The 23,211-nt window shown below is 45.7% G+C and carries 19 protein-coding genes, 1 tRNA gene and 1 other RNA gene; 13 read left to right on the forward strand and 8 right to left on the reverse strand.

Going from position 1 to position 23,211, the window contains the following annotated elements:
* Positions 1-5 precede the first annotated feature (5 nt).
* The 10 genes from ftsW (at position 6) to ASN18_RS06015 (ending at position 10,768) form a co-directional block, all read left to right on the forward strand.
* A complete protein-coding gene (gene ftsW, locus ASN18_RS05970) occupies positions 6-1,226 on the forward strand; it encodes a putative lipid II flippase FtsW (protein WP_085051838.1) in 1,221 nt (406 codons plus the stop codon).
* The gene (gene murG, locus ASN18_RS05975; protein ID WP_085051839.1) at positions 1,216-2,391 is read left to right on the forward strand and encodes an undecaprenyldiphospho-muramoylpentapeptide beta-N-acetylglucosaminyltransferase; all 1,176 of its coding nucleotides are present in this window, start codon (positions 1,216-1,218) and stop codon (positions 2,389-2,391) included. The genes ftsW and murG overlap by 11 nt, the downstream gene beginning before the upstream one ends.
* 15 nt (positions 2,392-2,406) lie before the next feature.
* Positions 2,407-3,780, forward strand: coding sequence for a UDP-N-acetylmuramate--L-alanine ligase (gene murC, locus ASN18_RS05980; protein WP_085051840.1), 1,374 nt, complete (start codon positions 2,407-2,409; stop codon positions 3,778-3,780).
* Positions 3,780-4,724, forward strand: coding sequence for a UDP-N-acetylmuramate dehydrogenase (gene murB / locus ASN18_RS05985; protein WP_085051841.1), 945 nt, complete (start codon positions 3,780-3,782; stop codon positions 4,722-4,724). Before murC ends, murB begins: the two co-directional genes overlap by 1 nt.
* Positions 4,721-5,692, forward strand: coding sequence for a D-alanine--D-alanine ligase (locus ASN18_RS05990; RefSeq protein ID WP_085051842.1), 972 nt, complete (start codon positions 4,721-4,723; stop codon positions 5,690-5,692). Before murB ends, ASN18_RS05990 begins: the two co-directional genes overlap by 4 nt.
* Positions 5,689-6,456 carry a cell division protein FtsQ/DivIB gene (locus ASN18_RS05995; protein ID WP_085051843.1) on the forward strand — a complete coding sequence of 256 codons (768 nt, stop codon included), beginning with the start codon at positions 5,689-5,691 and terminating at the stop codon, positions 6,454-6,456. The genes ASN18_RS05990 and ASN18_RS05995 overlap by 4 nt, the downstream gene beginning before the upstream one ends.
* Positions 6,435-7,655: a cell division protein FtsA gene (gene ftsA, locus ASN18_RS06000; protein ID WP_085051844.1), complete on the forward strand. Its 1,221-nt coding sequence runs from the start codon at positions 6,435-6,437 to the stop codon at positions 7,653-7,655. Before ASN18_RS05995 ends, ftsA begins: the two co-directional genes overlap by 22 nt.
* Before the next feature lie 18 nt (positions 7,656-7,673).
* A complete protein-coding gene (ftsZ, locus tag ASN18_RS06005; protein ID WP_085051845.1) occupies positions 7,674-8,840 on the forward strand; it encodes a cell division protein FtsZ in 1,167 nt (388 codons plus the stop codon).
* An 85-nt stretch (positions 8,841-8,925) separates the two neighbouring features.
* Positions 8,926-10,524: a radical SAM protein gene (locus tag ASN18_RS06010; RefSeq protein WP_085051846.1), complete on the forward strand. Its 1,599-nt coding sequence runs from the start codon at positions 8,926-8,928 to the stop codon at positions 10,522-10,524.
* 67 nt (positions 10,525-10,591) lie between these two features.
* The gene (locus ASN18_RS06015) at positions 10,592-10,768 is read left to right on the forward strand and encodes a type II toxin-antitoxin system HicB family antitoxin (RefSeq protein ID WP_085051847.1); all 177 of its coding nucleotides are present in this window, start codon (positions 10,592-10,594) and stop codon (positions 10,766-10,768) included.
* A gap of 7 nt (positions 10,769-10,775) precedes the next feature.
* Here ASN18_RS06015 and ASN18_RS06020 read toward each other — a convergent pair whose 3' ends face one another.
* The 6 genes from ASN18_RS06020 to smpB form a co-directional block, all read right to left on the reverse strand.
* On the reverse strand, positions 10,776-11,297 hold the full coding sequence (locus ASN18_RS06020; protein WP_085051848.1) for a Uma2 family endonuclease: 522 nt from the start codon (positions 11,295-11,297) through the stop codon (positions 10,776-10,778).
* A 304-nt stretch (positions 11,298-11,601) separates the two neighbouring features.
* Positions 11,602-13,545 (reverse strand): hypothetical protein, encoded by a 1,944-nt coding sequence (locus tag ASN18_RS06025; protein ID WP_085051849.1) that lies wholly within the window; start codon positions 13,543-13,545, stop codon positions 11,602-11,604.
* Positions 13,546-13,582: 37 nt separating this feature from the next.
* Positions 13,583-13,993 (reverse strand): ester cyclase, encoded by a 411-nt coding sequence (locus ASN18_RS06030; RefSeq protein WP_085051850.1) that lies wholly within the window; start codon positions 13,991-13,993, stop codon positions 13,583-13,585.
* 558 nt (positions 13,994-14,551) lie between these two features.
* Positions 14,552-14,926, reverse strand: coding sequence for an LA_3696 family protein (locus ASN18_RS06035; RefSeq protein WP_085051851.1), 375 nt, complete (start codon positions 14,924-14,926; stop codon positions 14,552-14,554).
* Between the two features lie 291 nt (positions 14,927-15,217).
* Positions 15,218-15,565: a transfer-messenger RNA gene (gene ssrA, locus ASN18_RS06040) on the reverse strand.
* 5 nt (positions 15,566-15,570) lie between these two features.
* Positions 15,571-16,002 (reverse strand): SsrA-binding protein SmpB, encoded by a 432-nt coding sequence (gene smpB / locus ASN18_RS06045; protein WP_085051852.1) that lies wholly within the window; start codon positions 16,000-16,002, stop codon positions 15,571-15,573.
* Positions 16,003-16,074: 72 nt separating this feature from the next.
* On the opposite strand from smpB, the gene purQ reads away from it, so the two are divergent.
* The 3 genes from purQ (at position 16,075) to ASN18_RS06060 (ending at position 18,327) form a co-directional block, all read left to right on the forward strand.
* Complete coding sequence (purQ, locus tag ASN18_RS06050; RefSeq protein WP_085051853.1) at positions 16,075-16,773, forward strand: phosphoribosylformylglycinamidine synthase subunit PurQ; 699 nt, start codon at positions 16,075-16,077, stop codon at positions 16,771-16,773.
* 4 nt (positions 16,774-16,777) lie between these two features.
* Complete coding sequence (gene selA / locus ASN18_RS06055) at positions 16,778-18,190, forward strand: L-seryl-tRNA(Sec) selenium transferase (protein WP_236861559.1); 1,413 nt, start codon at positions 16,778-16,780, stop codon at positions 18,188-18,190.
* Positions 18,191-18,250: 60 nt separating this feature from the next.
* A tRNA-Pro gene (locus ASN18_RS06060) sits at positions 18,251-18,327 on the forward strand.
* A 188-nt stretch (positions 18,328-18,515) separates the two neighbouring features.
* On the opposite strand, the gene ASN18_RS06065 is transcribed toward ASN18_RS06060, so the two are convergent.
* Together ASN18_RS06065 and ASN18_RS06070 are read right to left on the reverse strand one after the other, a co-directional pair.
* Positions 18,516-19,403, reverse strand: a complete 888-nt coding sequence (locus ASN18_RS06065; RefSeq protein ID WP_085051855.1) for an RpnC/YadD family protein — start codon at positions 19,401-19,403, stop codon at positions 18,516-18,518.
* A gap of 147 nt (positions 19,404-19,550) precedes the next feature.
* On the reverse strand, positions 19,551-23,211 hold a 3,661-nt coding region (locus tag ASN18_RS06070), incomplete at its 5' end, for an RCC1 domain-containing protein (protein ID WP_157072858.1).

The following is a 23,211-nucleotide window of genomic DNA, read 5'->3' on the forward strand; positions in this document are numbered from 1 at the left end:
AGACAGTGGAAGAAATTACAAATCCTGTAATTCAGGAAAAGGGACAGTTCGACACAATACTATTTGTATCGGTCTTGTGTCTTATCCTTGTCGGTGTGTTCATGGTCTACAGCGCTACGTCTGTGGTGGCGCCGTCAAGGACTGAGGCTGCGGCTGCGTCGCTTACTGATTTGAGGTATCTGAAGAAACACCTTGCCTCGATTATCTTAGGCTTTGTCCTGATGTCAGTTATGTATAAGATGAACTCTGAATCGTTAAAGAAGATGGCGCTGCCGCTGTTGATTCTGTCTATTCTGCTGTTGTTAGCAGTCAAGATACCTGGTATCGGGGCTACTGTAAACGGGGCAAGGCGCTGGATAAGGGTCTTAGGCATAACGTTTCAGCCCTCTGAACTGGTAAAGCTCTCACTGGTACTATATATGGCAAAGTACTTATCGGGAGGGTCGTTTGTCCCTGACAGCGTAAAGGCATTTGCAAAGCCGGTAGGGCTGATGCTGGTGCTTCAGGCTATGCTGCTCTTACAGCCTGATTTCGGCTCAGCAGCGATAGTCGGGGTGATAACATTTGCGCTGCTGTTTTTGGCAGGGGTGAGGATTAAGTATATCTTGTCGTTAGGTGTAGTATTGATACCTGTAGTAGTGAAACTGATAATGGAGCCATACAGGTTAAAACGCGTCCTTGTGTTTTTAAACCCATGGGCGGATGAGAAAAGGAGTGGTTTTCAGTTGATACAGTCGTTTGTAGCGCTTGGCAATGGCGGGCTTGACGGCGTTGGAATAGGCAAAAGCACACAAAAACTGTTCTTTCTGCCAGAGGCCAAGACAGACTTCATATTTGCAATCGTAGGTGAGGAGACAGGGCTTATAGGGGCAGCGTTTGTAGTGTTGTTATTTTTCATCGTGTTTCTCAGAGGTATTTTCATCGTCAACAGATTAAAGGGTGGTTTTTATATGTACACGGCGGCTGGAATAACGCTTTTAATATCCATACAGGCGGTGATAAACATGGCAGTGGTCTCAGGATTACTGCCGACAAAGGGACTGCCGCTGCCGTTTATAAGTTATGGAGGGTCGTCGATGGTTTTAAATGCTGCTGCAATAGGTATACTTCTGAATCTTTCGGAAGGAGAGGTAATCGTCAGGCATGAATCCCCTGTAATTACAAAAGAAGAGGCAGATTATAAAGTAAACCGGAGAAAGGGAAGGATATTTACATATGCAAAATAGAACCAGTGATAAAAGGTTGTCAAAGGCAACGGTTGTTATAGCAGGGGGTGGTACGGGCGGACACCTGTACCCTGGGATTGCGATTGCCGAGGAGATAAAAAAACAGTTACATGACGTGGAAATTATCTTCATGGGCGCGGAAAAGGGTATCGAGGCAAGGATATTGCCCAGTGAGAATTACTACGTAAAGCTGTTAAAGACAGACGGCTTCGTGGGGGTCTCACTAAGGAAGAAGACAGTTGCCCTGTTTAAGTTTATAATGGCATTTTTTAAGGCATACGCGTTTCTCAGGGGGCTTCGGCCTAATGTTGTTATTGGCACTGGTGGATACGCCTCGTTTATTCCTGTATTTGCGGCCATGCTCTTAGGCATTCCCACCGTAATCCAGGAGCAGAACTCAGTGCCGGGGCAGGCCAACAGGATTCTCGCCAAGTTTGCAAAAAAGGTTTGTATAACCTATGAGAATTCACTATCGTATTTTCCAAAAAATAAGACCATACTGACTGGCAACCCTGTAAGAGAAAAGATTCTTAAGGCTGATAAAACCGAGGGCAAGAAGATGTTTTCCCTGAAGGAAGGGCGCTTTACGGTATTTATCTTTGGCGGGTCAATGGGGGCGTCAAGCCTGAACAAGATAGTGGTAGATTCCCTTGAGCAGCTCACGCACCTCAAGGACAGGTTACAGTTCCTGCATCAGACCGGTGAGAAGGATTTTGAGTACGTCAAGGCGGCCTACTTAAGGTATGGGATGAGCGGCACAGTAGCGCCGTTTATATACAAGATGCCAGAGGCATATGCCTCGTGTGACATGATAATATCGCGGGCAGGGGCAACAACACTTGCCGAGATAACGGCCATAGGGATACCCTCAGTGCTGGTACCGTACCCATATGCCGCATCTGCACATCAGGAGGTAAACGCATCAAGGCTTGCCGTAAGCGGTGCAGCCATGATGATAAAAGAGGGTGAGTTAACCGGAAAGGTCCTCGCAGAGTATATCCAAAGGCTTTTTAATGATGACAGCCTGCGCTCAAAGCTTAGCCGTGACTGCATGACATTCGGCAAGCCGGACGCCGCTAAAAAGGTTGCCAACATATCTATTATGCTGTTAAAAAATAAAAAACAATCATATCGCGAAGGGTTTCCGGTCCCTTTGCCTAAATAGGGAGTTTAATAGAGAATGTTTAACCGTTACAGAGTAATTCATTTCGTAGGCATTGGCGGCATAGGGATGAGCGGCATAGCGCAGGTACTCAATGACCTTGGCTATGAGGTCAAAGGCTCGGACATTAAAGATTCCTCAATGGTGGAAAAACTGAGGAACTCCGGCATAACTGTTATGATTGGTCATAAGGCTGAGAACATCGGCAACGCACATGTAGTTGTAATAACATCGGCGGTCAGCACGGGCAATCCTGAAGTAGAAGAGGCCAAACGCCGTGCCATCCCCGTTATTCCACGGGCTGAGATGCTTGCCGAGCTTGGCAGACTTAAGTATACCGTGTTGGTTGCCGGCTCACATGGCAAGACAACTACCTCGTCGTTGATTGCAACTATACTGATGGGAGCAGGGGCATTTGACCCTACTGTCGTACTTGGCGGCAAATTAAACGAATCAAACAGTAACTCGAGGGTAGGCAGGGGGGATTATCTGGTTGCTGAGGCTGACGAGAGTGATGGCTCTTTCCTTAAACTCAACCCAACGGTAGCAGTATGCACGAATATAGACAGAGAGCACATGGATTATTTTTCAACGATGGAAAGGCTTAAGGGCGCGTTTGTTGATTTCCTTAATAAGGTACCATTTTACGGTGTTGGCATTGTATGTACAGACGACCCCAATATAAGGGAAATCCTTCCAAGGGTCAACAGAAGATATGTAACATATGGACTTGACAGCGGCGCGCAGTATACGGCTAAAAATATTGATTATGGCTTTATGCGTACAAGTTTTGACCTTTACAAAGAAGGTCAGTTTATAAAAAGGTTTGAGATACGTCTGGCAGGCACCCATAATGTGTTAAATTCGCTTGCCGCTATAGCCGCTGCTGAATCACTTGGCGTAGAAGTAGACAGCACTGCCGCCTCTTTGGGGGAATTTTCCGGTATAAAACGCAGGATGGAGTTTAAGGGCGCGTTTGACGGCATAAAGGTCTATGACGACTACGGTCATCACCCGACGGAGATAGAGGCAACCATAGGGGGAATAAAGGATCATGTCTCAAATCGTCTTATTGTGGCATTTCAGCCGCACAGATACACAAGGACGCGCGATTTGATGGACAACTTTGCTGCTTCATTTTCAGGTGTTTCCAAGCTCTATCTGCTGGATATTTATTCTGCCGGAGAGCCTCCGATAGACGGCATATCGTCTGAGGTATTGGCTGCAAAGGTCAGAAAAAATGGTGTAGATGTGGTCTATTGTGAAGCCCAGGAAGCGGCCAGGACAAAAATAGGCCAGGCGCTTCAGGATGGTGATGTACTGGTCACGTTTGGGGCCGGGGATATATGGAAACTAGGAGAGGAACTTGTTAAACAGCGGGGGGCAGGTTAATGATCAGCGCTGAGACAGTAACACTGACGGCAGACCTGATGTCCGGCCTTTCGGGTCGGGTCTCCTATAATGAGCCTATGAGCGAACACACATCGCTGCAAATAGGCGGCAGCGCTGCGGTGTATTTCCAGCCGGAGGGTTTGGCCTCACTGACGCAGTTTATGAAGCGGGCACACGCGCAGGGAGTTCCCTTTTTGGTCTTAGGCGGGGGCAGCAACATACTGTTTGGTGATGGTGGATTTGACGGCGTTGTAGTCAGCACAAAGGGGTTTAGGACAATTGAGACGCAGGTGACAGACAAGGGTTTATTTATACGCGCTGGTGCGGGGGTGTCCCTTGCACAGGTAGTGCTGGCTGCCGAGAAGGAATCAGGGCAGGGCATAGAAGGTCTTGCAGGGATACCAGGGACGCTGGGTGGCGCGGTATTTGGAAACGCCGGTTCCTTTGGCTCTGAGATAAAGGATGCCGTTATTGCTGTGACTATTGTCAGCATGGACGGTCAGTTCAGGGTGCTGAGAAAAGGGGATGGACGTGCCGATGGACTGAACTTTTCATACAGGAAGTCGGGCATTGCAGAAAATACAGTCATTGTGAGTGTCGATATGAGGCTGCCCATAGGGGATTCAGCCACAATAGCCGCTAAATCCCATGAGTGTTTAATTAAAAAAAGACAGACACAGCCGCTGTCATTTCACTCGGCAGGGTGTGTGTTTAAAAATCCACTAAATGGATATGCGGGGGCATTGATAGAACACGCCGGGTGTAAGGGCTTAACCCAGGGTGGGATAGAAGTGAGCATGGTACACGCGAATTTTTTCATTAACCGTGGGGGCGGTACGGCTGCCGATTACCTTTCCCTGATGGAGCGGGTAGGGTCGATGGTAAGGGCAAAGTTTGATGTTGAACTGTCTCCAGAAATAAGAATAATCGGGGATATGATATGAAAGAAGAATTAAGCGAAAAAAAGATCGCGGTATTGGCCGGGGGGTTGTCGTCGGAGAGGGAGATATCACTTAAGAGCGGCATGGCGGTGTTTAACACACTGAAGGCCGGTGGTTATGATGTGTGGCTGATAGATGCAGATTTGGAGGTTGCGCTGAAACTTACATCGCTGGAGCCGGATGTGGTGCTTACTGCATTGCACGGCGGCTGGGGTGAAAACGGTTCGATTCAGGGGATGCTTGAAGTTATGGGGATGGCCTACACGGGGTCTGGGGTGCTTGCCTCTGCCCTGGCTATGGATAAGGTGATGTGTAAGTACCTGTTCGAGAGGGCCGGACTCAGCGTGCCGCCATTTGAGATAGTTGAGTTTAAAGGGGCACAACTCAGCATAGCAGCGATGTGCGGGCAGAAGAGACTGGCCGTTGATTTCCCCTGGATAATCAAACCAGCTCAGGAAGGCTCAAGCGTGGGTGTAAGCATAGTGAAAGGCGAGGCTGACTATGTCAGGGCACTAAGGGAGGCCTTTATCTATGGGAATCAGGCAATCGTTGAGAAATTTATAAAGGGAAAGGAAATTCAGATAGGCATAGTAAACGGCAGGGTGCTGGGTGGTGTTGAGATAAGGCCCTCCGGGGAGTTTTACGATTATAAGTCTAAATATACCAGCGGCATGACAGACTACATACTGCCGCCTGAGGTAAGTCTGAAGACATACGATAAAATCGTGGAGATGTCCGTAAAGGCGTATGATTGTCTGGGTTGTAAGGGGGCAGCAAGGGTGGATACGATACTCTCAGATGACAATGAAGTATATGTCCTTGAGGTAAACACAGTGCCCGGGATGACAGAGACATCGTTGCTGCCAAAGATAGCAGAGGCTGCCGGTGTGTCATTCCTTGAATTGCTTGAGGATATGTTAACAGATGCAATACTAAGAAAAAATACACAGGTTATGACTGCAGCGATATGAAAAAGGCAAAGAAAGAGGCAGCGGCGTATAAACGCCCTAAAGTGATAAACGCACGTGTCATTGGCATTGTCATAAGCGTTTTAGCGGTGATGGGATTTGTGATATTTATGGGGCATTACACGCTGAGTGCTGAGTTTTTCAAAGTAGACAAATATGGGGTCGAGGGAAACAGCCACTTAAAAGACAGTGAGATATTTGATCTGATGGATGTAAAGGGAAAAAATATACTATCAGTGAACACTGAGATAGTGGCTAGGAGACTTGAGGCATCGCCGTGGATAAAGACATCATATGTAAGAAAGGAACTGCCGTCGTCAATACTGGTGAGGGTAACAGAGAAGTCCCCGGCGGCCATGTTAAACGATGGACGAGCGATGTATTTGATAGATGACTCAGGGGTAAAACTCGACGCAATAGAAAAACCCATGCCCGGCATACCGGTAATAAACATAGAGGAGAAGCATAAGAGGGCGTACACAGAGGCGGTCAGGCTGGTAAATGTGATAAATAAGACAGGCGAACTAAGCGGTAAAACGATAGAGATTTCGGGCATGAGGCCCGAGGACATATCGCTGACATTGAATGGTCTGCTGATACTTATGGGGTTTGGTGATTATGAGAAGAAATTAGCGAGTTATTTTTCGCTCAAAGATGAGATAGCGGGCAGGAATATAGCCATAGAGTATATAGACCTGAGATTTGCAAACAGGCTGATAGTAAAGCCGGTAAAAAAGGAAATGAAATGGGTGAAGGGAGCTATATAACAGGGCTTGACATAGGGACCTCTAAGATAGTTGCTGTTGTGGCCAGGGTAACTGAGACCACAACGGAGGTTACAGGTGTGGGCATAGTGCCTTCTGTCGGTGTGAGGAAGGGGGTTATCGTTGACATTGAAAGCGCCGCTGCCGCCATCAGAGAGGCGGTGAAGAAGGTGCGTGCTATCTCCGGCGTGGAGGTAAAAGAGGTCTGTACGGGAATTTCCGACGGGCAGATAAAGAGTTTTAAGAGTACAGGCGCCATAGCGCTGACAACCGATACAATAACACAGCGTGATGTTGACAAGGTGATGGAGACCGCCGGGACAGTATATGTGCCTTTGGACAAGGAGATCATGCACATGATCCCCGTAGAGTATATCGTTGATGGCGAAGGGCAGATACATAATCCCGTAGGGATGAAAGGAATGAGGCTTGAGGTAAACGTACAGGTAGTGGCAGGGTCGTCTAATACGATACAAAATGTGATAAAGTGCTGTGAAATGGCCGGTGTGAAGGCTGCGGATATAGTATTTAATCCCCTTGCGTCTTCGGCGGCAGTACTCAGGGAAAATGAAAAGGACTATGGGGCGATACTGATAGACATCGGCGGGGGCACGACAGATATAGTGGTATTTAAGAATGGTGCATTTATGGGTGCGGCGGTAATAGACATAGGCGGCAACCAGTTTACGAATGATATAGCCGTAGGGCTGAGGCTTCCGGTTGCCGAGGCAGAGAGGTTGAAGAAGGCGTATGGCATGGCAACCTTTCCTGATGAGTACTTTGGTGAGGAGATAACCGTAACGGCAGACATGGAAGAGAGGCGGATATCGAAATCATTTATAACAGAGATAATAAAGGCAAGGAGTGAAGAGCTAACGGGTATGATAAAAGATGCGATACTGGGTATCCCGGGGTTTAGCTGGCAGCCGTGGTCAGTGGTATTAACGGGGGCAGTGGCAGAGCTGAAGGGGCTGGAGGGATTGATAGCCAGCGTATTGGATTTGCCAGTGAGAATAGGCACATGCCAGTTGTCAGGGATAGGTGATAAGATTCGCGGGCCGATGTATGCAACGACCGTTGGGCTGGTTTCATATACGAGGAAGAGGTACTACGAGGGCAGTTCATCAGACACATTTACGACAGGGCAGTATTCGATGTCGAAGTGGTTTAAGGGCCTTGTAGGAAAGTTTTTTAATAAATAATCAAAAGGAGGATAAGGCATGTTTGAACTGGTGGAGTCAAATGACGGAAAGGCCAACATTAAGGTAGTAGGAGTAGGCGGGGCGGGCGGAAATGCGATAAACAATATGATAGCGGCGGTGTTGAAAAATGTAGAGTTCATAGCCGTGAATACGGACTTACAGGTATTGAATTCATCAAACGCCGAAATAAAATTGCAAATAGGCCAAAAGATAACAAGGGGTCTGGGTGCGGGGTCTAATCCGCAGGTAGGCAGAGAGGCAGCCCTCGAGGACAGCGAGAGAATAAAGGAAGTACTCGACGGCGCTGACATGGTGTTTATAACAGCTGGCATGGGTGGTGGCACAGGCACGGGCGCTGCCCCTATCATCGCGGAGATAGCAAGGAACCTTGGGGCGCTTACAGTGGCGGTAGTAACAAAACCGTTTTTCTATGAAGGCAGAAAGCGCCTGAGTAACGCAACCCTCGGCATCAAGGAACTCAATCAGTTCGTTGACACAACGATTGTTATACCAAATGACAAGATTTCAATGGTAGTGGAAAAGGGTACACCGCTGATAAAATCCTTTGAGGTGGCCAACGATGTATTAAAAGACGCAGTGCAGGGCATAACCGACCTGATATTGTTACCTGGCCTTATTAATCTTGACTTTGCAGACGTAAAGACGATAATGCAGTACTCCGGCAAGGCGGTAATGGGAATTGGAAGAGGCAAGGGCGAACAGGGGCATATAGATGCGGCAAAAAAGGCTATATCCAATCCACTGCTTGAAGAGACATCGATTGACGGCGCCAGAGGCATACTGATTAATATAACCGGAGGTCCTGACCTGACGTTGGATGCCGTTCAGGGCGCCTCAGAGCTGGTTTTTGATTCAGCCCATGATGACGCAGAGATTATTTTCGGCGCTGTCATAGACCCCTCACTAAGCGGTGAGGTAAAGGTCACAGTTATAGCCACAGGGTTTGAGGAAAAGAAAGAGTCCAAAATCTCAATCCCGGAACTAAATAAGTGGAAAAGTCAGGAAAAAGAGCGCACCTTCTCAAGGGGTTCGGACAGAATACTATCAAAGTCCCTCTTTGATTTCTCAAAAGAGGATAAAATCCCGACCACAGAACTCATAGCTAATTATGAAGACGATATGGACATCCCGACGTTTATAAGAAAACAGAAGAAACCAGAATAAATAGAGTTATCAGTCTCTCCACCAGGAAGGGCAGAGGACTACCCCCCATGACGTCCTCTGCCTACCCTCCTCTCATAGAGAGAGGATGCCAAATATTTATGCCACACATATGAGAGAAAACACCAAACAGCGGCGCCCCGCACATCACCAGCCACATCAGTACAATGAAACAGGCGCGGTTTACAAAGACCACGGCGGCAAGACCCGCGTATGTTTGGCGTATCCTAACACATACAGAATTGGGATGTCCAGCCTCGGGTTCAGGATTGTCTACAGTATGTTAAACTCAAGAGATGATGTTGTCTGCGAGCGGGCATTTTTACCGGAGGCAGGGTGGAAATCAGGCGCACGGGGGCGAATATTCACTGTAGAATCCCAAAAAATGCCTTCAGAGTTTGACATAATGGCATTTTCCATATCATATGAGAACGACTTTCCAAACGTGGTTAAGATACTAAGGGCATCTGGAATACCAGTCTATGCCAGAGACAGGGGGGTTGGTTATCCAGTGTTAATCATGGGCGGGCCGTGTGCGTTTATGAATCCGGAGCCGCTTGCAGAGTTTTTTGACGTAGTGGTCGCGGCGGAGGCGGAGGCAGTTCTTGATGAGTTAATGAATCTATGTAGAGAATCAGGCAATAAATTAAAACTCCTTGAGGCATTAAAAACAGTGGAGGGCCTGTATATACCGGCTGATCAAGCAGCGAGTGTAAAGAGGCGTTTTCTGAAAGATATAGACGCACCGCAAAGGGCAGGGCAGTTGTTAACGCCGGATACGGAGTTTTCGTCGATGTATCTTGTGGAGGCGATGAGGGGCTGTCCGTGGAGGTGCCGTTTTTGTGCTATCAGTGGGATATATGGCAAGCCGAGGACAAGGTCGCTGAGTTCGATGCGTGACGAGATAGAACATGTCAGAGGGATTACAAAAAAGGTAGGGGTAGTAGGGGCATCGTTAACTGATTACCCACACATTGGGGATTTATTGTGTATTGAAGGGGTAGAGTTTTCACTGTCGTCGCTGAGGGCAAGCAGGAGGGCTGCGGAGATAACGTCGCTGATAAGAAATAAGAAAAGCATGTCGATTGCCCCCGAAGCCGGTTCAAAGAGACTGAGGGCGGTGATAAATAAAAAGATAACATATGAAGACATAATTGAGACATCGCGCCTTGTGCTGATGTCTGGGATTGCGATGCTGAGGCTCTATTTTATGATAGGGCTGCCAACTGAGACCGATGAAGATATAGAGGAGATGATAGCGCTGGTCAGGGAAATCAGGGGGTTTTATAGGGCAGGGCGCATAGTGTTAAGCGTAAGTGCGTTTGTGCCAAAGCCGTTCACGCCATTTCAGTGGCACAAGATGGAACAGCCTGCGGTTATCACGAAGCGGTTAAAGCAGTTAAAAGATGGCCTGAAAAGAGAAAACGTAAAGGTCAATCACGACGCACTGAAGTTCGCGTACACAGAGGGGTTATTGGCAATGGGAGACAGGCGCCTCTCTCCGGTAATAGAATCACTGGCAGACGGCCTTGACTGGAGAAAGGCCTGTGAGCTGCACAGAGTTGACCCATCTGAATACATATTTCGCCAAAAGCAATATGACGAGCCCCTGCCATGGGATTTCATAGACAACGGGATAGAAAAAATGAGTCTATGGCGTGAGTATTCGTATTCATTCTCTGTATAAACCCTTCAGCACGGGGCCGAAAGTTAGGACTTATTGGAGTAACAATGTTATAATAAAACAGATTTTAATGAGGGGTTTTCACGAAATAGAACAGGATGAAGAGGGATACTTCATTGCCGATGTTCCAGCGCTTAAGGGGTGCCATACTCAGGCAAAATCCCTTGACACCCCGATGGTAAGAGTTAAAGAGGCGATCCAACTGTGTCTGGAAGTATATGATGAAGAGCAGACCATTGCATCTTGACGGATGACTAATCTTCGAAAATATCGTTGATATTGATTTGAAGCCCTTTGATGGCCTTAGACGTAACCATACCATCAATCTCTGCATATGAATGTCTAATGTACTTACAGTTGTCGATGTATAATATTTCAATAGCTCTAAAGTCCGGCAAGACTATCCAGTACTCCGGTACCCCGTATTTTTCATATATTGCCTTCTTAACAGAAACATCCTTATCATAGCTGCCAGGAGATACAATCTCACAAACCATATCTGGGACGCCTCTAATCCAATCCTTGATGATAGCCGTATTGTCTTTTCTGATAAACAGTATATCAGGCTGAAGCCGATTGACCCCTGCCTCAAGAATTACATCAAGAGGAGAGAAGAATAACTCTCCTAACCCATTGGCCTCAACATGGCGGTCTATCAGTCTATTTAGTTTTCTTGTTATTTTCTGGTGTTTAGAGTGAGGGCTTGGCGACATAACTTCCTCTCCATTGATTATTTCAGTTAAATCTAAGTCCAGTTCAAGTGTAAGAGCATCCATAATGATATTCTACCCTCTGTTAAACATTCTGTCAATACAGCTTATTATGTCATTTCTGGAATTGAAATGTCTGCAAGTTTTTTTGCAAAGCAACTGAGGTAGAAGATTTGGGTAAAAAATGACACATACACAGGGCATAGACTTTTGATCTGACCGAAAATTAGGGAGTAACAAGGCAAAGAGAAAGTCATCTTATTATCACCCTCCGCTCTGCTGACACTGAACAGTAACTAAAGCCTATATGCCATTCTATCATTATGTTGGTAGAGGTGTCATTTAATGATTTTGGTGAAGTCGAGTCACACTATCGATAATGAAGACTGTGTTGCTCGAACAACCTTTTTCTCACTTTTGCCTCGTTATTCCAATTATTAGATATTTTATTAAGTAATGTACGAATGTGAGGGTATTTAACACCAATTGTTTTTGCTCGCTCTTCCCAAAGTTTGGACAATTGCAATTCTTGATCCCCAATTTCATCAACGGGTGAGCTTGTAACACCCCTGCTATTATAGTTTTCTGCACAAATTCCATCCTCAATTTCAGCGTTTAACAACGCCTCAATAAGATCACGAGCATTTCTCAACGGCCAGGCCTTATCTTCGGGGTCAAATGGTAAATAGTAAAGTATATTTCCAAGTTGAATATCTGTAATCTTTACCCTGTTATATTCTTTAGCAAGACGCCTGACTTCATTTATCCACATGCTAAGATGTTCAATGTCAAATGTACCATCGTCACTTTTTCCTGGAGGGGTTTTCCATGCTTGCAGCAATTTATTGCCATACTTAGCGTGCAGCATTCTGGTCTTGTCTATCTCTTCGTCTTTTCCAGAGGAAGGCTTATATACATTACAAATTATATGAATAAAGAAAGACGGTTCTAAAGCAAGTATTTTGAAAAGTATAAGTTCATTTTTATCGTCATTAAAATAATCAGTTAATAGAAACGGTAAATATAAATATTCAAGTCTTGCTATATCATCATCGGTAATATCTTTACGCTGTCTCAAGGCTTTAAATATTCTTATTATGTCATAGTTGTCGTTTATATGGTAGACGTTGCTCTTATTCTTCGATTCTGTTACTATTTCATGGAGAACTCTGATCATGAAGTCCGAATCAAGTTGAGAAGAGCAATAAAGTATTGACTTTATTGCTTCATTATAACTTCCGGCTTTCAAAAGCTTTTCAATGACAATCGAACATAACTTTGAGGAGTCCTTTTGGTATAAAGGATTATGTTTTGACCAAAATAATGATTCTACATCACTACCTAGCGATTCTATAAACGAAACTGTATCAAGACTGTCCGGCCAATTTAAGACTGCATTTGCTTTCATTTCAGTATTCCAGTTGTTTATATTCATATAAGTCGATAATTCATTTTTCCATTGTTCACCATATTTTTCATAGGCACGAGAAGACAGAACTCTGGCTATTATTCCCCCGTTATGTCCATAGTTTCCCGATTGCTCTATGATTGTTCTTGAAGATAAATAATAGTATTTTCCTTTTTCTTCTTTATTATCATTACTATTAAGAGACCTGATTGCCGCAGCTACAAATGCCAGTGCCTCTTCTGAGGAATCTGCTTTAATTCTGATAATATTTTGATTCTGGTAAAGTCCTTTTAATAATTGTTTCTTATCCTGTTCACGCTCAATTAAAAGCATGTGTTCATTTAACTGAGGCTTACTTTTACTACACCATTCTTTCCATTCGTCATCAATGCTATTAATTGTCGAAGAAAAATTGCTAACACCTAAATCCCTAAGCCACAACGCTACAGATGGACATTCGTCAATCCATGATTTAAGGTCAATAGCATTTAATGCTTTGACATTTTTCCAGATTTTTTCTAAACTTCTCCTTGATTCAAATTCACCCTTTTTTCCCCAATGCCGAAGCGATATTTGAACATATGTTGTTTCATTTCGCACAAAACCATTTGGTAAAGGACAATTCTTTCTTTTCTCGAAATCCTTATCTGCCTTATCTTGTGCATTTGTATTTGTAGAAACTTCCCATACGGATGCCCCTTCAGGAACAAACACATGTATATCTTCAAACCGGTTCAACTCACCATCAAACCCATGAGAATCAATATTGTCACCAGCAGGGAAGTATAAATGCCTTATGTTTCTTACAGAGGCGCAGATTAAGCGCTCAATAAGCTCAGGTAAATACCCCTGAGCTTCACGTCGCTCTGCCCATCGCTTCAAGTCACCAACTGTAATCCATTTCATATTAACACATTTAATAGATAAGCATTTAAATGCCTATCTATTTTTTTAATTGCTCGGTCAACCCAGCATCATCCCATGAAGTCCATGCCTCTATGCCTTTGGAGTTTTCAAACCTATAAATTGTAATTCCAACAACGGTAATAAACTTGCCGGTGGATGGAATGCTCTTTAACTCACCCCTGTGCGTTCCTTTGGCTATCCAGCGGTTGGCTACTTTACCATCTTCCTCTATCTGGTCTTCGACGGTAATTATTATATCTGGAAACGAAGTGCGAAATTGAGTTATAAAATGCCTTAACCCAGCCGTCCCCTGAAGGTCGGGATAGCCGGATATATGGTTCACACAACGTTCATCGATGATTTTATCAAGCACATCAAGATTTCCCTTAGACCACGCCTCATCCCATAAGAGCTTTATTATTGACTTCAGGTCTTCTTTCCCTTGCATCTGCCGTTCCTCCTGATATAAATTATTTGATAATACTCACCATATATGTGTGATTATACAATATACAGCTATAAAATGTCAAGTGTTAAATAAAATTATTATGAATACAAGTAATATAAATATATAACATATTATTATATAAAAACCGGCATATAAATATAGATAACAATAAATATAGAATGCAATGTAGTGTTACGTATAGGTAACATAGTCTTTGGCTCACATGTTATTGTTGCCTTAAAGACTGCGATAACTATATGGCCGGTTATTACTATTTGTAACTGCTCAGGTATTATTAAAAGCATTCATGTTTCAGTGAACTCACATGAATTCATTGTGGAATAACGTATGCGCGACAAATGTATACACCATTCCAAGGGCGTGTAATCGGAGAAGAAGAGCTCCACTTGTTGAGAATTATAGATAGGGGAGCGCCGCTACAGGAGGCGTTTTCGATTATGGAGCACAGAAGCATATAAACATGGATGGTGTAAGATTGCCCGAGAGGAAACGCTTGAATTTGAGAGTTGAACGTATGATGGGGGAGCAATCCCACCTTTATTTCATAAAAAATTTAAAGAGGGCGACCATAGCAGCTAACTGCCCTATCCAGAAGAGGAACATCCACTTGATGTTCTCTTTGCTGGATTTCTCAATCTTAACACTCAAATCAGCTCGTACTTTCTCTATCTCGACATGCAGTTTGCCTGATTCCTCTGTAATGCGGTCATTGACCTTGCCTATCTCAAGACGTAACTCAAGGCGCAACTTGCTTGATTCTTCAACAAGACGGCGCTCAAACCGTTCCTCTGCGATAGCAATAGCGTCTTTCCTTGCGCCTATGTCTATATCGTTGATAAGCGCAGCGAAATCTTCGCTGGCATCATCGCCGAGGCGTTCTCTTATCGAACGAGGTATCGTTATTACAGACATAGTTTATTATATCAAAAAGAGGGGTAAATAAACTATATGGCAGCACCAGACGTATGATTCAAAAGGACGTGAGCCTCTCAAACAAAATTGCGAGCCTCTTTGAACGCTTTGCATTGTTCTTCACTTGGAGGGTTAAGGCTAAAAAAATCAGGAATTTGTCGGAATAAAGTTTATTTGTAAAATCGCCTGATAAGATTTACAAAACTGGACGCTTAGTTTACAGGGGACGGTTTGGTGACGATTTTTAGGGGGGTGTATTTATGAAAACTATGTGATATATAACAACATTTTTGGTGGAGGCGGCGGGAGTCGAACCCGCGTCCGAAAGCACTACCCTCAAATCCCTACATGTTTAGCCGACCTATTTGACTGCTTCGGGTTCTGGGCGCCAGTCGGCTGGCCCTCCTTCACCCAATCCCCTGAATCTTACACTGAATGCCGGGGCCCCCCTTCAGTGCCAGCCTACTTTATTGCGCCCTTACCCGATAGCAGGCTTCTCGGACAGGACGTCGCGCTTTGTTTAAGCGGCGAGTGCTAATTCGTTATTGGCGTTTAAATTGTTTCCCGCATTTTTACGTGGTTGCGGAGTCACGACATGCGACCTGAGTCTCATAACCCCCGTCGAATCCATTCGCCCCCAGGTGTTATTGCCTTCTCATCTCTCTCTCCATATCCCGCTCCTTTATACTATCCCGTTTATCATGCTGTCTCTTGCCCTTTGATAATCCTATTTCAACCTTTATACGCGGCCCCTTCAAATAAAATTTCAACGCTATCAGCGTGTAACCTAGCTGCTTTGCCTTGCCCCAATATTTCCTGATCTCCTTCTTGTGCAATAACAACTTCCGCGTCCGCGACGGGTCGTGATTCATAATGTTGCCATGACTGTACGGACTGATATGGCAATTTATTAAATATGCCTCCTCTTCCTTTATTATAACATAACTGTCCTTTAAATTAGCGCGGCCTTCCTTTATTGCCTTCACCTCCGTACCCTTCAGGCTTATGCCGCCCTCTAGTGTCTCCTCTATAAAATAGTCATGGTACGCCTTCTTGTTCTGCGCCAAAATCTTCATTTGATATTATAACATTTATTTATTCAGTTTTTTAATTGACAAAAAACATCTCTTCGTATAACATATCCGTAAATGTTTGCTATTGTGGTATTTCCTGGCAGCAACTGTGACCATGACTGTTATCATGCCGTTAAGCATGTCATCGGGCGCCCTGCACGATTTCTCTGGCATAAGGAAACTGTAATTGATAAAGACATCAAGTGCGTGGTCTTACCGGGCGGTTTTTCACATGGGGATTATCTGCGCGCAGGGGCGCTTGCACGGTTTTCTCCGATTATTAAGGCGGTTACTGATTTTGCCAAAGACGGCGGTTTTGTCGTCGGTATATGTAACGGTTTTCAGATACTTCTTGAGTCCGGCCTCCTGCCCGGGGCGATGCTTCGTAACCGCGCGCTCAAGTTCATTTGCAAAGACGTGTTTGTAAGAGCCGCTAACGTAAAAAAGACTCCTTTTACCGCAACATATACAGAGGGCAGGGTCATCAGGCTACCGATTGCCCATGCCGAGGGTAATTACTATGCCGATGCTGGCACAATCGATGAACTTAAAACACATAATCAAATTATCTTTAACTATTGCGACAAAGACGGCAATATCAGCGATGAGGCAAATCCAAACGGCGCACTGCTTAATATTGCGGGAATATCAAATAAGCAAGGCAATGTGCTAGGAATGATGCCGCACCCTGAGCGTGCATCTGAGGAAATTCTTGGAAATTCTGACGGCAGAGCGCTGTTTCAGTCAATTGCACAACACATAGAGGGTGCATAAGCCATTGAGCGATGACATAAACAAGGCGAAATCCGCTATTCTAAGAAACATCCCATCGATAGACAGCCTCTTAAAAATTCCAAAGGCCATTAAATGGCTGAAAGAATATCCAAGAAATCTGGTGCTGAAGGCCCTGCGCGACGCCGTCGATACGAAAAGGACAGAGCTCCTGAGCGGTGAGGCACATTCTGTCACGCTGAACTCGCTCATATCATTAGCAAATGACAGGCTTACCGCGCACACATCGTTTAGTCTTAGGCCGGTAATAAACGCAACCGGTATAGTGATTCATACAAATCTCGGCAGGGCGCCGCTGTGTAAATCAGCAATCGACAACGCAGCCGCCATTGCCGCCGGATATTCAACGCTTGAGTATGACTTGAAATCTGGCAGGAGGGGCAAGCGATACACCCACGTTCAAAGTATCTTAAAGGATTTGACGACAGCAGAGGACGCCTTCGTAGTGAATAACAACGCGGCGGCAGTGTTTTTATGTCTGATTGCCATCGCTAAGGGCAAAGAGGTCATCATATCCCGAGGTGAACTTGTAGAAATTGGCGGCTCGTTCAGAATCCCCGACATAATGGCGCACACGGGGGCAAGACTCATCGAGATAGGCACGACGAATAAGACACATCTTTACGATTACGAAAGGGCAATAACTGATAATACCGGGGTAATATTAAAGGTACACCGGTCAAATTTTCAGATTACGGGATTTACGGAGGAAGTAGGTATTGATGAGGTCACTGCCCTTGCGCGAAAGTCTAATATTACGGCAATGTACGACCTTGGTAGTGGCTGCCTTGCTGACCTCCTTCCATATCGAATGCACGATGAACCGGTGGTAAAAAACATTGTAAAAAAGGGCGTTGATATAATAACCTTCAGCGCCGACAAACTCTTAGGCGGCCCCCAGTGCGGGGTGATAGCGGGAAGACACGATTTAATCGAGGCTGTGAGGACACATCCACTAGCGCGCATGGTCAGGGTTGACAAGTTTGCCATATCGGCGCTTGAGGCCACGCTGATGGAATATGCAGACGCCGACAAATCGTTTAAGAATATTCCGGTATTAAAGATGCTTACTGAAGATATTAGAGAGATAAAGAAAAGGGCGGTACGCCTTGCCTCAGGGATAAAGGGCCAAACCACTGGGCATATGGAAGTAAAAATGATAAGTGATACGTCATATGCTGGCGGCGGGTCGCTGCCCGGTCATGAGTTCTCGACTTATGCCGTTGTTATAAAACCAGAAAAACAGACCGTGAATGAGCTTGAGGCAAGGCTGAGGTGTTCAAATCCCCCGGTGATAGCGAGGATTAAGGTGGATTCACTTGTGTTGGATGCCAGAACTATTTTTGATAAAGAAGTTAAGACCATAATAGATATGTCAAAGTCATGGTGTGCGACCTAATGGGCATATGGCAATTTACCACAGAAAGATGTATAATACCTCAGTATGCAGTAAGAACAACGGGGCGTAGCGCAGTCCGGTAGCGTACACGGTTCGGGACCGTGCGGTCGCTGGTTCGAATCCAGTCGCCCCGACCAAATATTAGCGTATGGATGTGCTGATCGTTAATTCCGGGTCTGTTTATTAAACTGTGTCAAGCCCTTATATTAGCCCTGGACATTTCATCAAAGAAACGCCATGCCATCGCTATTTCCTTTTATTTCAACTACTTACGCCTTCGAAGCGATAAAGTCAGGATCCCTCATTCTTCTCGTGCATGTGTGTTTTATATGTTCAAAAACACATTCAATTCCTCTATCGAGCCGACCTTTCTGATAAGGTTTTTGAATTCCTCCAATCTGTCCAGAGAAGATATAGCCCTGACCTTATCCATTAATTCGACTCCGGATGAACCAAACTTGAGTTCAAGCCCTAATTCTATACCTTCAATCAAACCCTCTTCCCTGCCTCTGAGTAGCCCATCTTCTCTGCCTCTGAGTAGCCCATCTTCTCTGCCCTCTTCTCTGCCTCTAAGCAGGCCATTTTCCATGCCTTCCCGATATATATCGCTTTCTTTTATGTCGATTGATATTGGCATTTTGCTTATCTCCATTTTGACTTTTGGATACAATTTGCGTAAGTCGGAAAGATACAGCAATTTCCGAATGTAGCCTTCTCTTTCTTTTACTGGTAATACGGACAGCTTGTCGAGGATTGTCCTTATTGTGGCATCCACGTCCTTGGTCTTACACAGTATGCCCAGCAGTACGTCTTCCGGTGAGTCACTCTCAAGAAGTTGTGCACAGTCTATTTCCATTATATCTATCAGGTTATATGAGTATTTTATTCCTTCGCCTTCTATCTGGTTTTGCATGTTCATGGGTTTGTTGCCAACATATAGCACTATTTGAACCGGTAACTTCCTGTGTTGGTTATATATGAAGCCGCAGTACATAAACATCCGACCAACCATATGTTCGTTTTCCGATTGTATCTCTATATGTACCAGTTTCCCGTCTTTTACTTCGATTACAAGGTCGGGTTCTCTCAGTTGAATATCTGGGAACTGGACATCGACAAACTTCCCGGTTTCATATCCCGTGAGGATTTTTAAGAATACCTTGGGGATATCCTTTAAAATGTCTTTTAGTGTAACATCGTATTTTTGATACATACGCCACGCCTTTCACTGCTTTTTTATAAATCTAACCTTCGTAAGGTCCCTTAGACTATTATATCATTTCGGGATTCTTTTTTCAGAAGGGGTGCAAAGGGGGGAAGTGCTCCCCCCCCTATTCACACATTTATTACTGCTTTGCCGCTATTTTGCCTTAAACGTTGCCTTCACTGCCCTGTTAGCCGCTACACTAAGCGTACATGTAGCCGTTGTAGTCCCGTTGCCGGTATAGCTGTCGCATCCTGTAAATGTCACCAGTACGCTTGATGAGGTAGTTCTGGCGGTCAGCGTATGGCTTGTGCTGCCGAAGTTTACAGAAGTTGTACCAGTCAGCGTCGTACCATTCCATGCGGCGTTGATACCACCTTGAACTGAGTCTGTAATCGTCCCGCCGTTTATACCGGAGGCCGTCAGCGTGATAGTCCTGTCCTTAGTGAAGCTGGCAGCTACTGTACATGGCGCCGTTATAAGCCCTGTAGTGTATATGTTACCGCTTAAAGACCCACGGCATCCTGTTACCTCAAGTATATTATATCCTGTGTTTGGTGTTACTGTAAATTGGGTCGCCTGACCATAGGTAACTGCTACAGGCGTTGACGGGCTTATCGTCCCACCAGTACCCGCAGTCGGGGTCACCGTATAGGCGCTTACAAATACAACCTGCACTGGTACGAGGGAATCAGTCTTCGTACCGGTTCCCAACTCACCGTAACTATTGAATCCCCAGTCCCAAAGTGTTCCATCGTTTTTCTCTACCAGCATATGAAACGCCCCGGCTGATATTTCTGTCGGCCAGCCCGGTGTTAATCCTTGAGAACCTCCTACCTGCACTGGTATAGTTGCATTTGTTTTTGTGCCGTCTCCTAACTCGCCATAAGCATTTAATCCCCAGGCCCAGAGCGTACCGTCGCTCTTTAATGCCATCGTATTTTCATACATGGCGGCAATTGCTACTATGTTTGTTAGTCCGCTTACCTGCACCGGCAGGAGAGAATCAGTTGTAGTGCCGTTTCCCAACTGGCCGTTTGAGTTATCGCCCCATGTCCAGACTGTGCCGTCTGTCAGCAGCGCTGCTGTATGTGAATATCCGGCAGCAACGGCTACAACATTCTGCAGGTAAGAAGACCCGTTTGAGTTCATTACCTGCACTGGGATAGTGCTGTTCGTTGTCGTGTTGTTCCCCAACTGACCATGAGCATTATATCCCCATGTCCAGAGCGTTTTGTCGGCCTTTATTGCTGCCGTATGAAACCACTTACTGGCTATGGCTGATACACCGGTTATACCTGCCTGCACTGGCGTATGCCTTTCTGTAGTAGTGCCGTCTCCAAGCCCGCCAAAGCCGTTATATCCCCAGCCCCAGACTGTGCCGTCGGTCTTCAGAGCCATCGTGTGCAGCGCCCCGCCTGTTATGGCTGCCACACCAGTTAATCCACTTACCTGCACGGGATTACTCTTGTCTGTTGTAGTCCCATCTCCTAATTGCCCGGAGGCGTTATAGCCCCAGTTCCAGACCGTGCCGCCCGCTATGGCTGCCGTGTGATAAAACCCGGTGGCTACGGCTGTAAAGCCGGTTAATATAGTACCATTAGCGTCAACTACCAGAATTGGCGATGAGCTGTCTGTATTCGTGCCGTTTCCTAGCTGGCCCTGTAAGTTAAACCCCCATGTCCAGACTGCCCCGTTGTTCTGCAGAGCCGCTGAGTGAAATCCTCCGGCAGCAACGGCAGAGAATGAGTTTGCCGCAAATGTTGCCGTAACAGTACAGTTGCCTGTAATGGTGCCGGTTATGTACGTATCGCCGATTAAAATACCGTTGCTGGCGCCGTTGCTGCCGCAAGTATCACTTACAATGGCAACATACCCTGAGCTTGGCAATACGGTAAATTGCGTTGTCGCGCCATCAACTACTGATACCGGGGTTGACGGGCTGATAAGCCCACCAGTGCCTGCTGATGGTGTTACGGTATGATTATTTGGTATTGCCGTAAAATCATTTCCTGTATAGCTGCCGCCGATGCTGCTTATTGTAACATCCAGGCTAGTCGGGCTTATTGTCATGCCAGATGAAGTGGGTGTTACAGTATAGGTTCCTGGCGTAAGATTTGAAAAACTGTACGTGCCATCGCTGCCAGTGGTTATTCTGTTAGAGAGAGGCCCTGTAAGGGTTACTGTTACACCGCTTACACCGGTACCGCCGCTTGTTTTAACTGTCCCTGATATTGAATTGCCGCTGAACGTTGCCGTTACTGTGCAATTTGTTGTAATGGCGACTGTTGTGTATATAGCGCCTGTCGTGTATGAGTTCTCGAGCCCTGACAAAGTACCGGTACTGCCGCATGTATCGGTTACTGAGGAAATGTACCATGCAGTGTTTTTTGGCATCACCGTGAAGGTTGCTTGTCCACTGCCAAGAAAGAGATAACCTGATGGACTTATCGTCCCCCCAGAGCCATCACTTGGTGATGCTACTGCTGATACATTCGCATTACCGGCTCCATTTAACGATATATTCGTAGTGGGACCATTTGAGGCGTTTGAGACTATTTGCAGAGTAGTTGATTTTGGCCCAAGCGATGTAGGCGTAAAAAATGCCTGAATCGTACAACCGGCGCCTGCGGCTATTGTTGGAGTCAGGCTTCCACATGAATAGTTCCCACCAGGAGCAACGCTGAACATAGTAGAGTCGCCGCCGGTCGTACCAATGGAAGTTACTGTAAGATTAGAGCCTCCCGTGTTATATATCGTAAATGTTGCAGCCGGGGAAGTGCTTCCAATTTGAATATTACTAAAGGTTGCCGATGTGTAGTCTAAGCTTATTACCGGTAGTGTGGCATTTCCCGTGCCGCTCAATGGTATTGGAGGCATATTAATAGATTGGTAAGGGTCGTTATCGTTTATCGTAAGCGCAGCAGATTTTGCCCCACTTGAAGTCGGCCTGAAAGTAACGGTAATGTAACAGCTTGAGCCTGGTGCGACAGTTGCGGGGAATGCCCCGCAAGTCCCTGTTCCTACTGTAAACTGCGACGAATCAGTACCGCTTATCGTTGCAGAATTTATTATAAGGCTTACCATGCTGGGGTAGGTAACATTGCCAGTGTTGGATATAGTAACATTTTGGGTAGATATAGTATTGGGATCGATGCCTCCAAAAGCAACAGATGTGGGGCTTGCCGTGGCGCTTGGCTCAAGGTTAAGCACCCCTGTATTGCTCTGAAGGGCATTTGCGATTATAGAGACGATATATTGTCCCGGAGGATAGGAGCCGACCGAGGCTGATTGAAACAATGTACTGCTCCAATTTGTAGCGCTGTCAGTGGGAACATAATACGACTGTTCATTGTCAATCCTCATTATCTGAAAGAGAGGATAGTTGGTGGCTGATGAGCTGCCAATTGCGCTGCTTGCTCCGCCGTTTGCCTCTGAATCACCCGTAAATTTAGTGCCAACAAATCTTACCTTTGGACTGGAGGTACCCGCTCCCGTATAAGATATCCCGGGTCCGGGTACCACCGGACGACGGCTGTCGGTTATCAAACCATCAAAGGGGTCAAAGAGTTCGGCTGTTTGTGGGAAATTTGTCCCCCCAAAAATAAGCACCTTACCGTTTGGTAATAGTGTTGATGTGTGCAAGTAACGCGGTTGAACAGGTGTAGCAGCAGCGGTAAACGTCCCTGTCGATGGATCGTATAGTTCGGCTGTTTGTGTGGACCCCGCCCCCCCAAAAATAAGCACCTTACCGTTTGGTAATAGTGTTGATGTGTGATAGTAACGCGGTTGAACAGGTGTAGCAGTAGCGGTAAAC

The organism is Candidatus Magnetominusculus xianensis (assembly GCA_001541255.1).
GTDB classification, from domain to species: Bacteria; Nitrospirota; Thermodesulfovibrionia; order Thermodesulfovibrionales; family Magnetobacteriaceae; genus Magnetominusculus; species Magnetominusculus xianensis.

What these genes read in the sequence shown, in the direction of transcription:
- ASN18_RS06035 (WP_085051851.1), bottom strand. Translation starts at nt 14,926, where the DNA reads ATGTCTGTAATAACGATACCTCGTTCGATAAGAGAACGCCTCGGCGAT.
- purQ (WP_085051853.1), top strand. Translation starts at nt 16,075, where the DNA reads ATGTTTGCTATTGTGGTATTTCCTGGCAGCAACTGTGACCATGACTGT.
- ASN18_RS06015 (WP_085051847.1), top strand. Translation starts at nt 10,592, where the DNA reads ATGAGGGGTTTTCACGAAATAGAACAGGATGAAGAGGGATACTTCATT.
- murB (WP_085051841.1), top strand. Translation starts at nt 3,780, where the DNA reads ATGATCAGCGCTGAGACAGTAACACTGACGGCAGACCTGATGTCCGGC.
- ASN18_RS06020 (WP_085051848.1), bottom strand. Translation starts at nt 11,297, where the DNA reads ATGGATGCTCTTACACTTGAACTGGACTTAGATTTAACTGAAATAATC.
- ftsA (WP_085051844.1), top strand. Translation starts at nt 6,435, where the DNA reads ATGGGTGAAGGGAGCTATATAACAGGGCTTGACATAGGGACCTCTAAG.
- ftsZ (WP_085051845.1), top strand. Translation starts at nt 7,674, where the DNA reads ATGTTTGAACTGGTGGAGTCAAATGACGGAAAGGCCAACATTAAGGTA.
- murC (WP_085051840.1), top strand. Translation starts at nt 2,407, where the DNA reads ATGTTTAACCGTTACAGAGTAATTCATTTCGTAGGCATTGGCGGCATA.
- ASN18_RS06030 (WP_085051850.1), bottom strand. Translation starts at nt 13,993, where the DNA reads ATGCAAGGGAAAGAAGACCTGAAGTCAATAATAAAGCTCTTATGGGAT.
- ASN18_RS06010 (WP_085051846.1), top strand. Translation starts at nt 8,926, where the DNA reads ATGCCAAATATTTATGCCACACATATGAGAGAAAACACCAAACAGCGG.
- ASN18_RS05995 (WP_085051843.1), top strand. Translation starts at nt 5,689, where the DNA reads ATGAAAAAGGCAAAGAAAGAGGCAGCGGCGTATAAACGCCCTAAAGTG.
- smpB (WP_085051852.1), bottom strand. Translation starts at nt 16,002, where the DNA reads ATGAAGATTTTGGCGCAGAACAAGAAGGCGTACCATGACTATTTTATA.
- murG (WP_085051839.1), top strand. Translation starts at nt 1,216, where the DNA reads ATGCAAAATAGAACCAGTGATAAAAGGTTGTCAAAGGCAACGGTTGTT.
- ASN18_RS06065 (WP_085051855.1), bottom strand. Translation starts at nt 19,403, where the DNA reads ATGTATCAAAAATACGATGTTACACTAAAAGACATTTTAAAGGATATC.
- ASN18_RS06025 (WP_085051849.1), bottom strand. Translation starts at nt 13,545, where the DNA reads ATGAAATGGATTACAGTTGGTGACTTGAAGCGATGGGCAGAGCGACGT.
- ASN18_RS05990 (WP_085051842.1), top strand. Translation starts at nt 4,721, where the DNA reads ATGAAAGAAGAATTAAGCGAAAAAAAGATCGCGGTATTGGCCGGGGGG.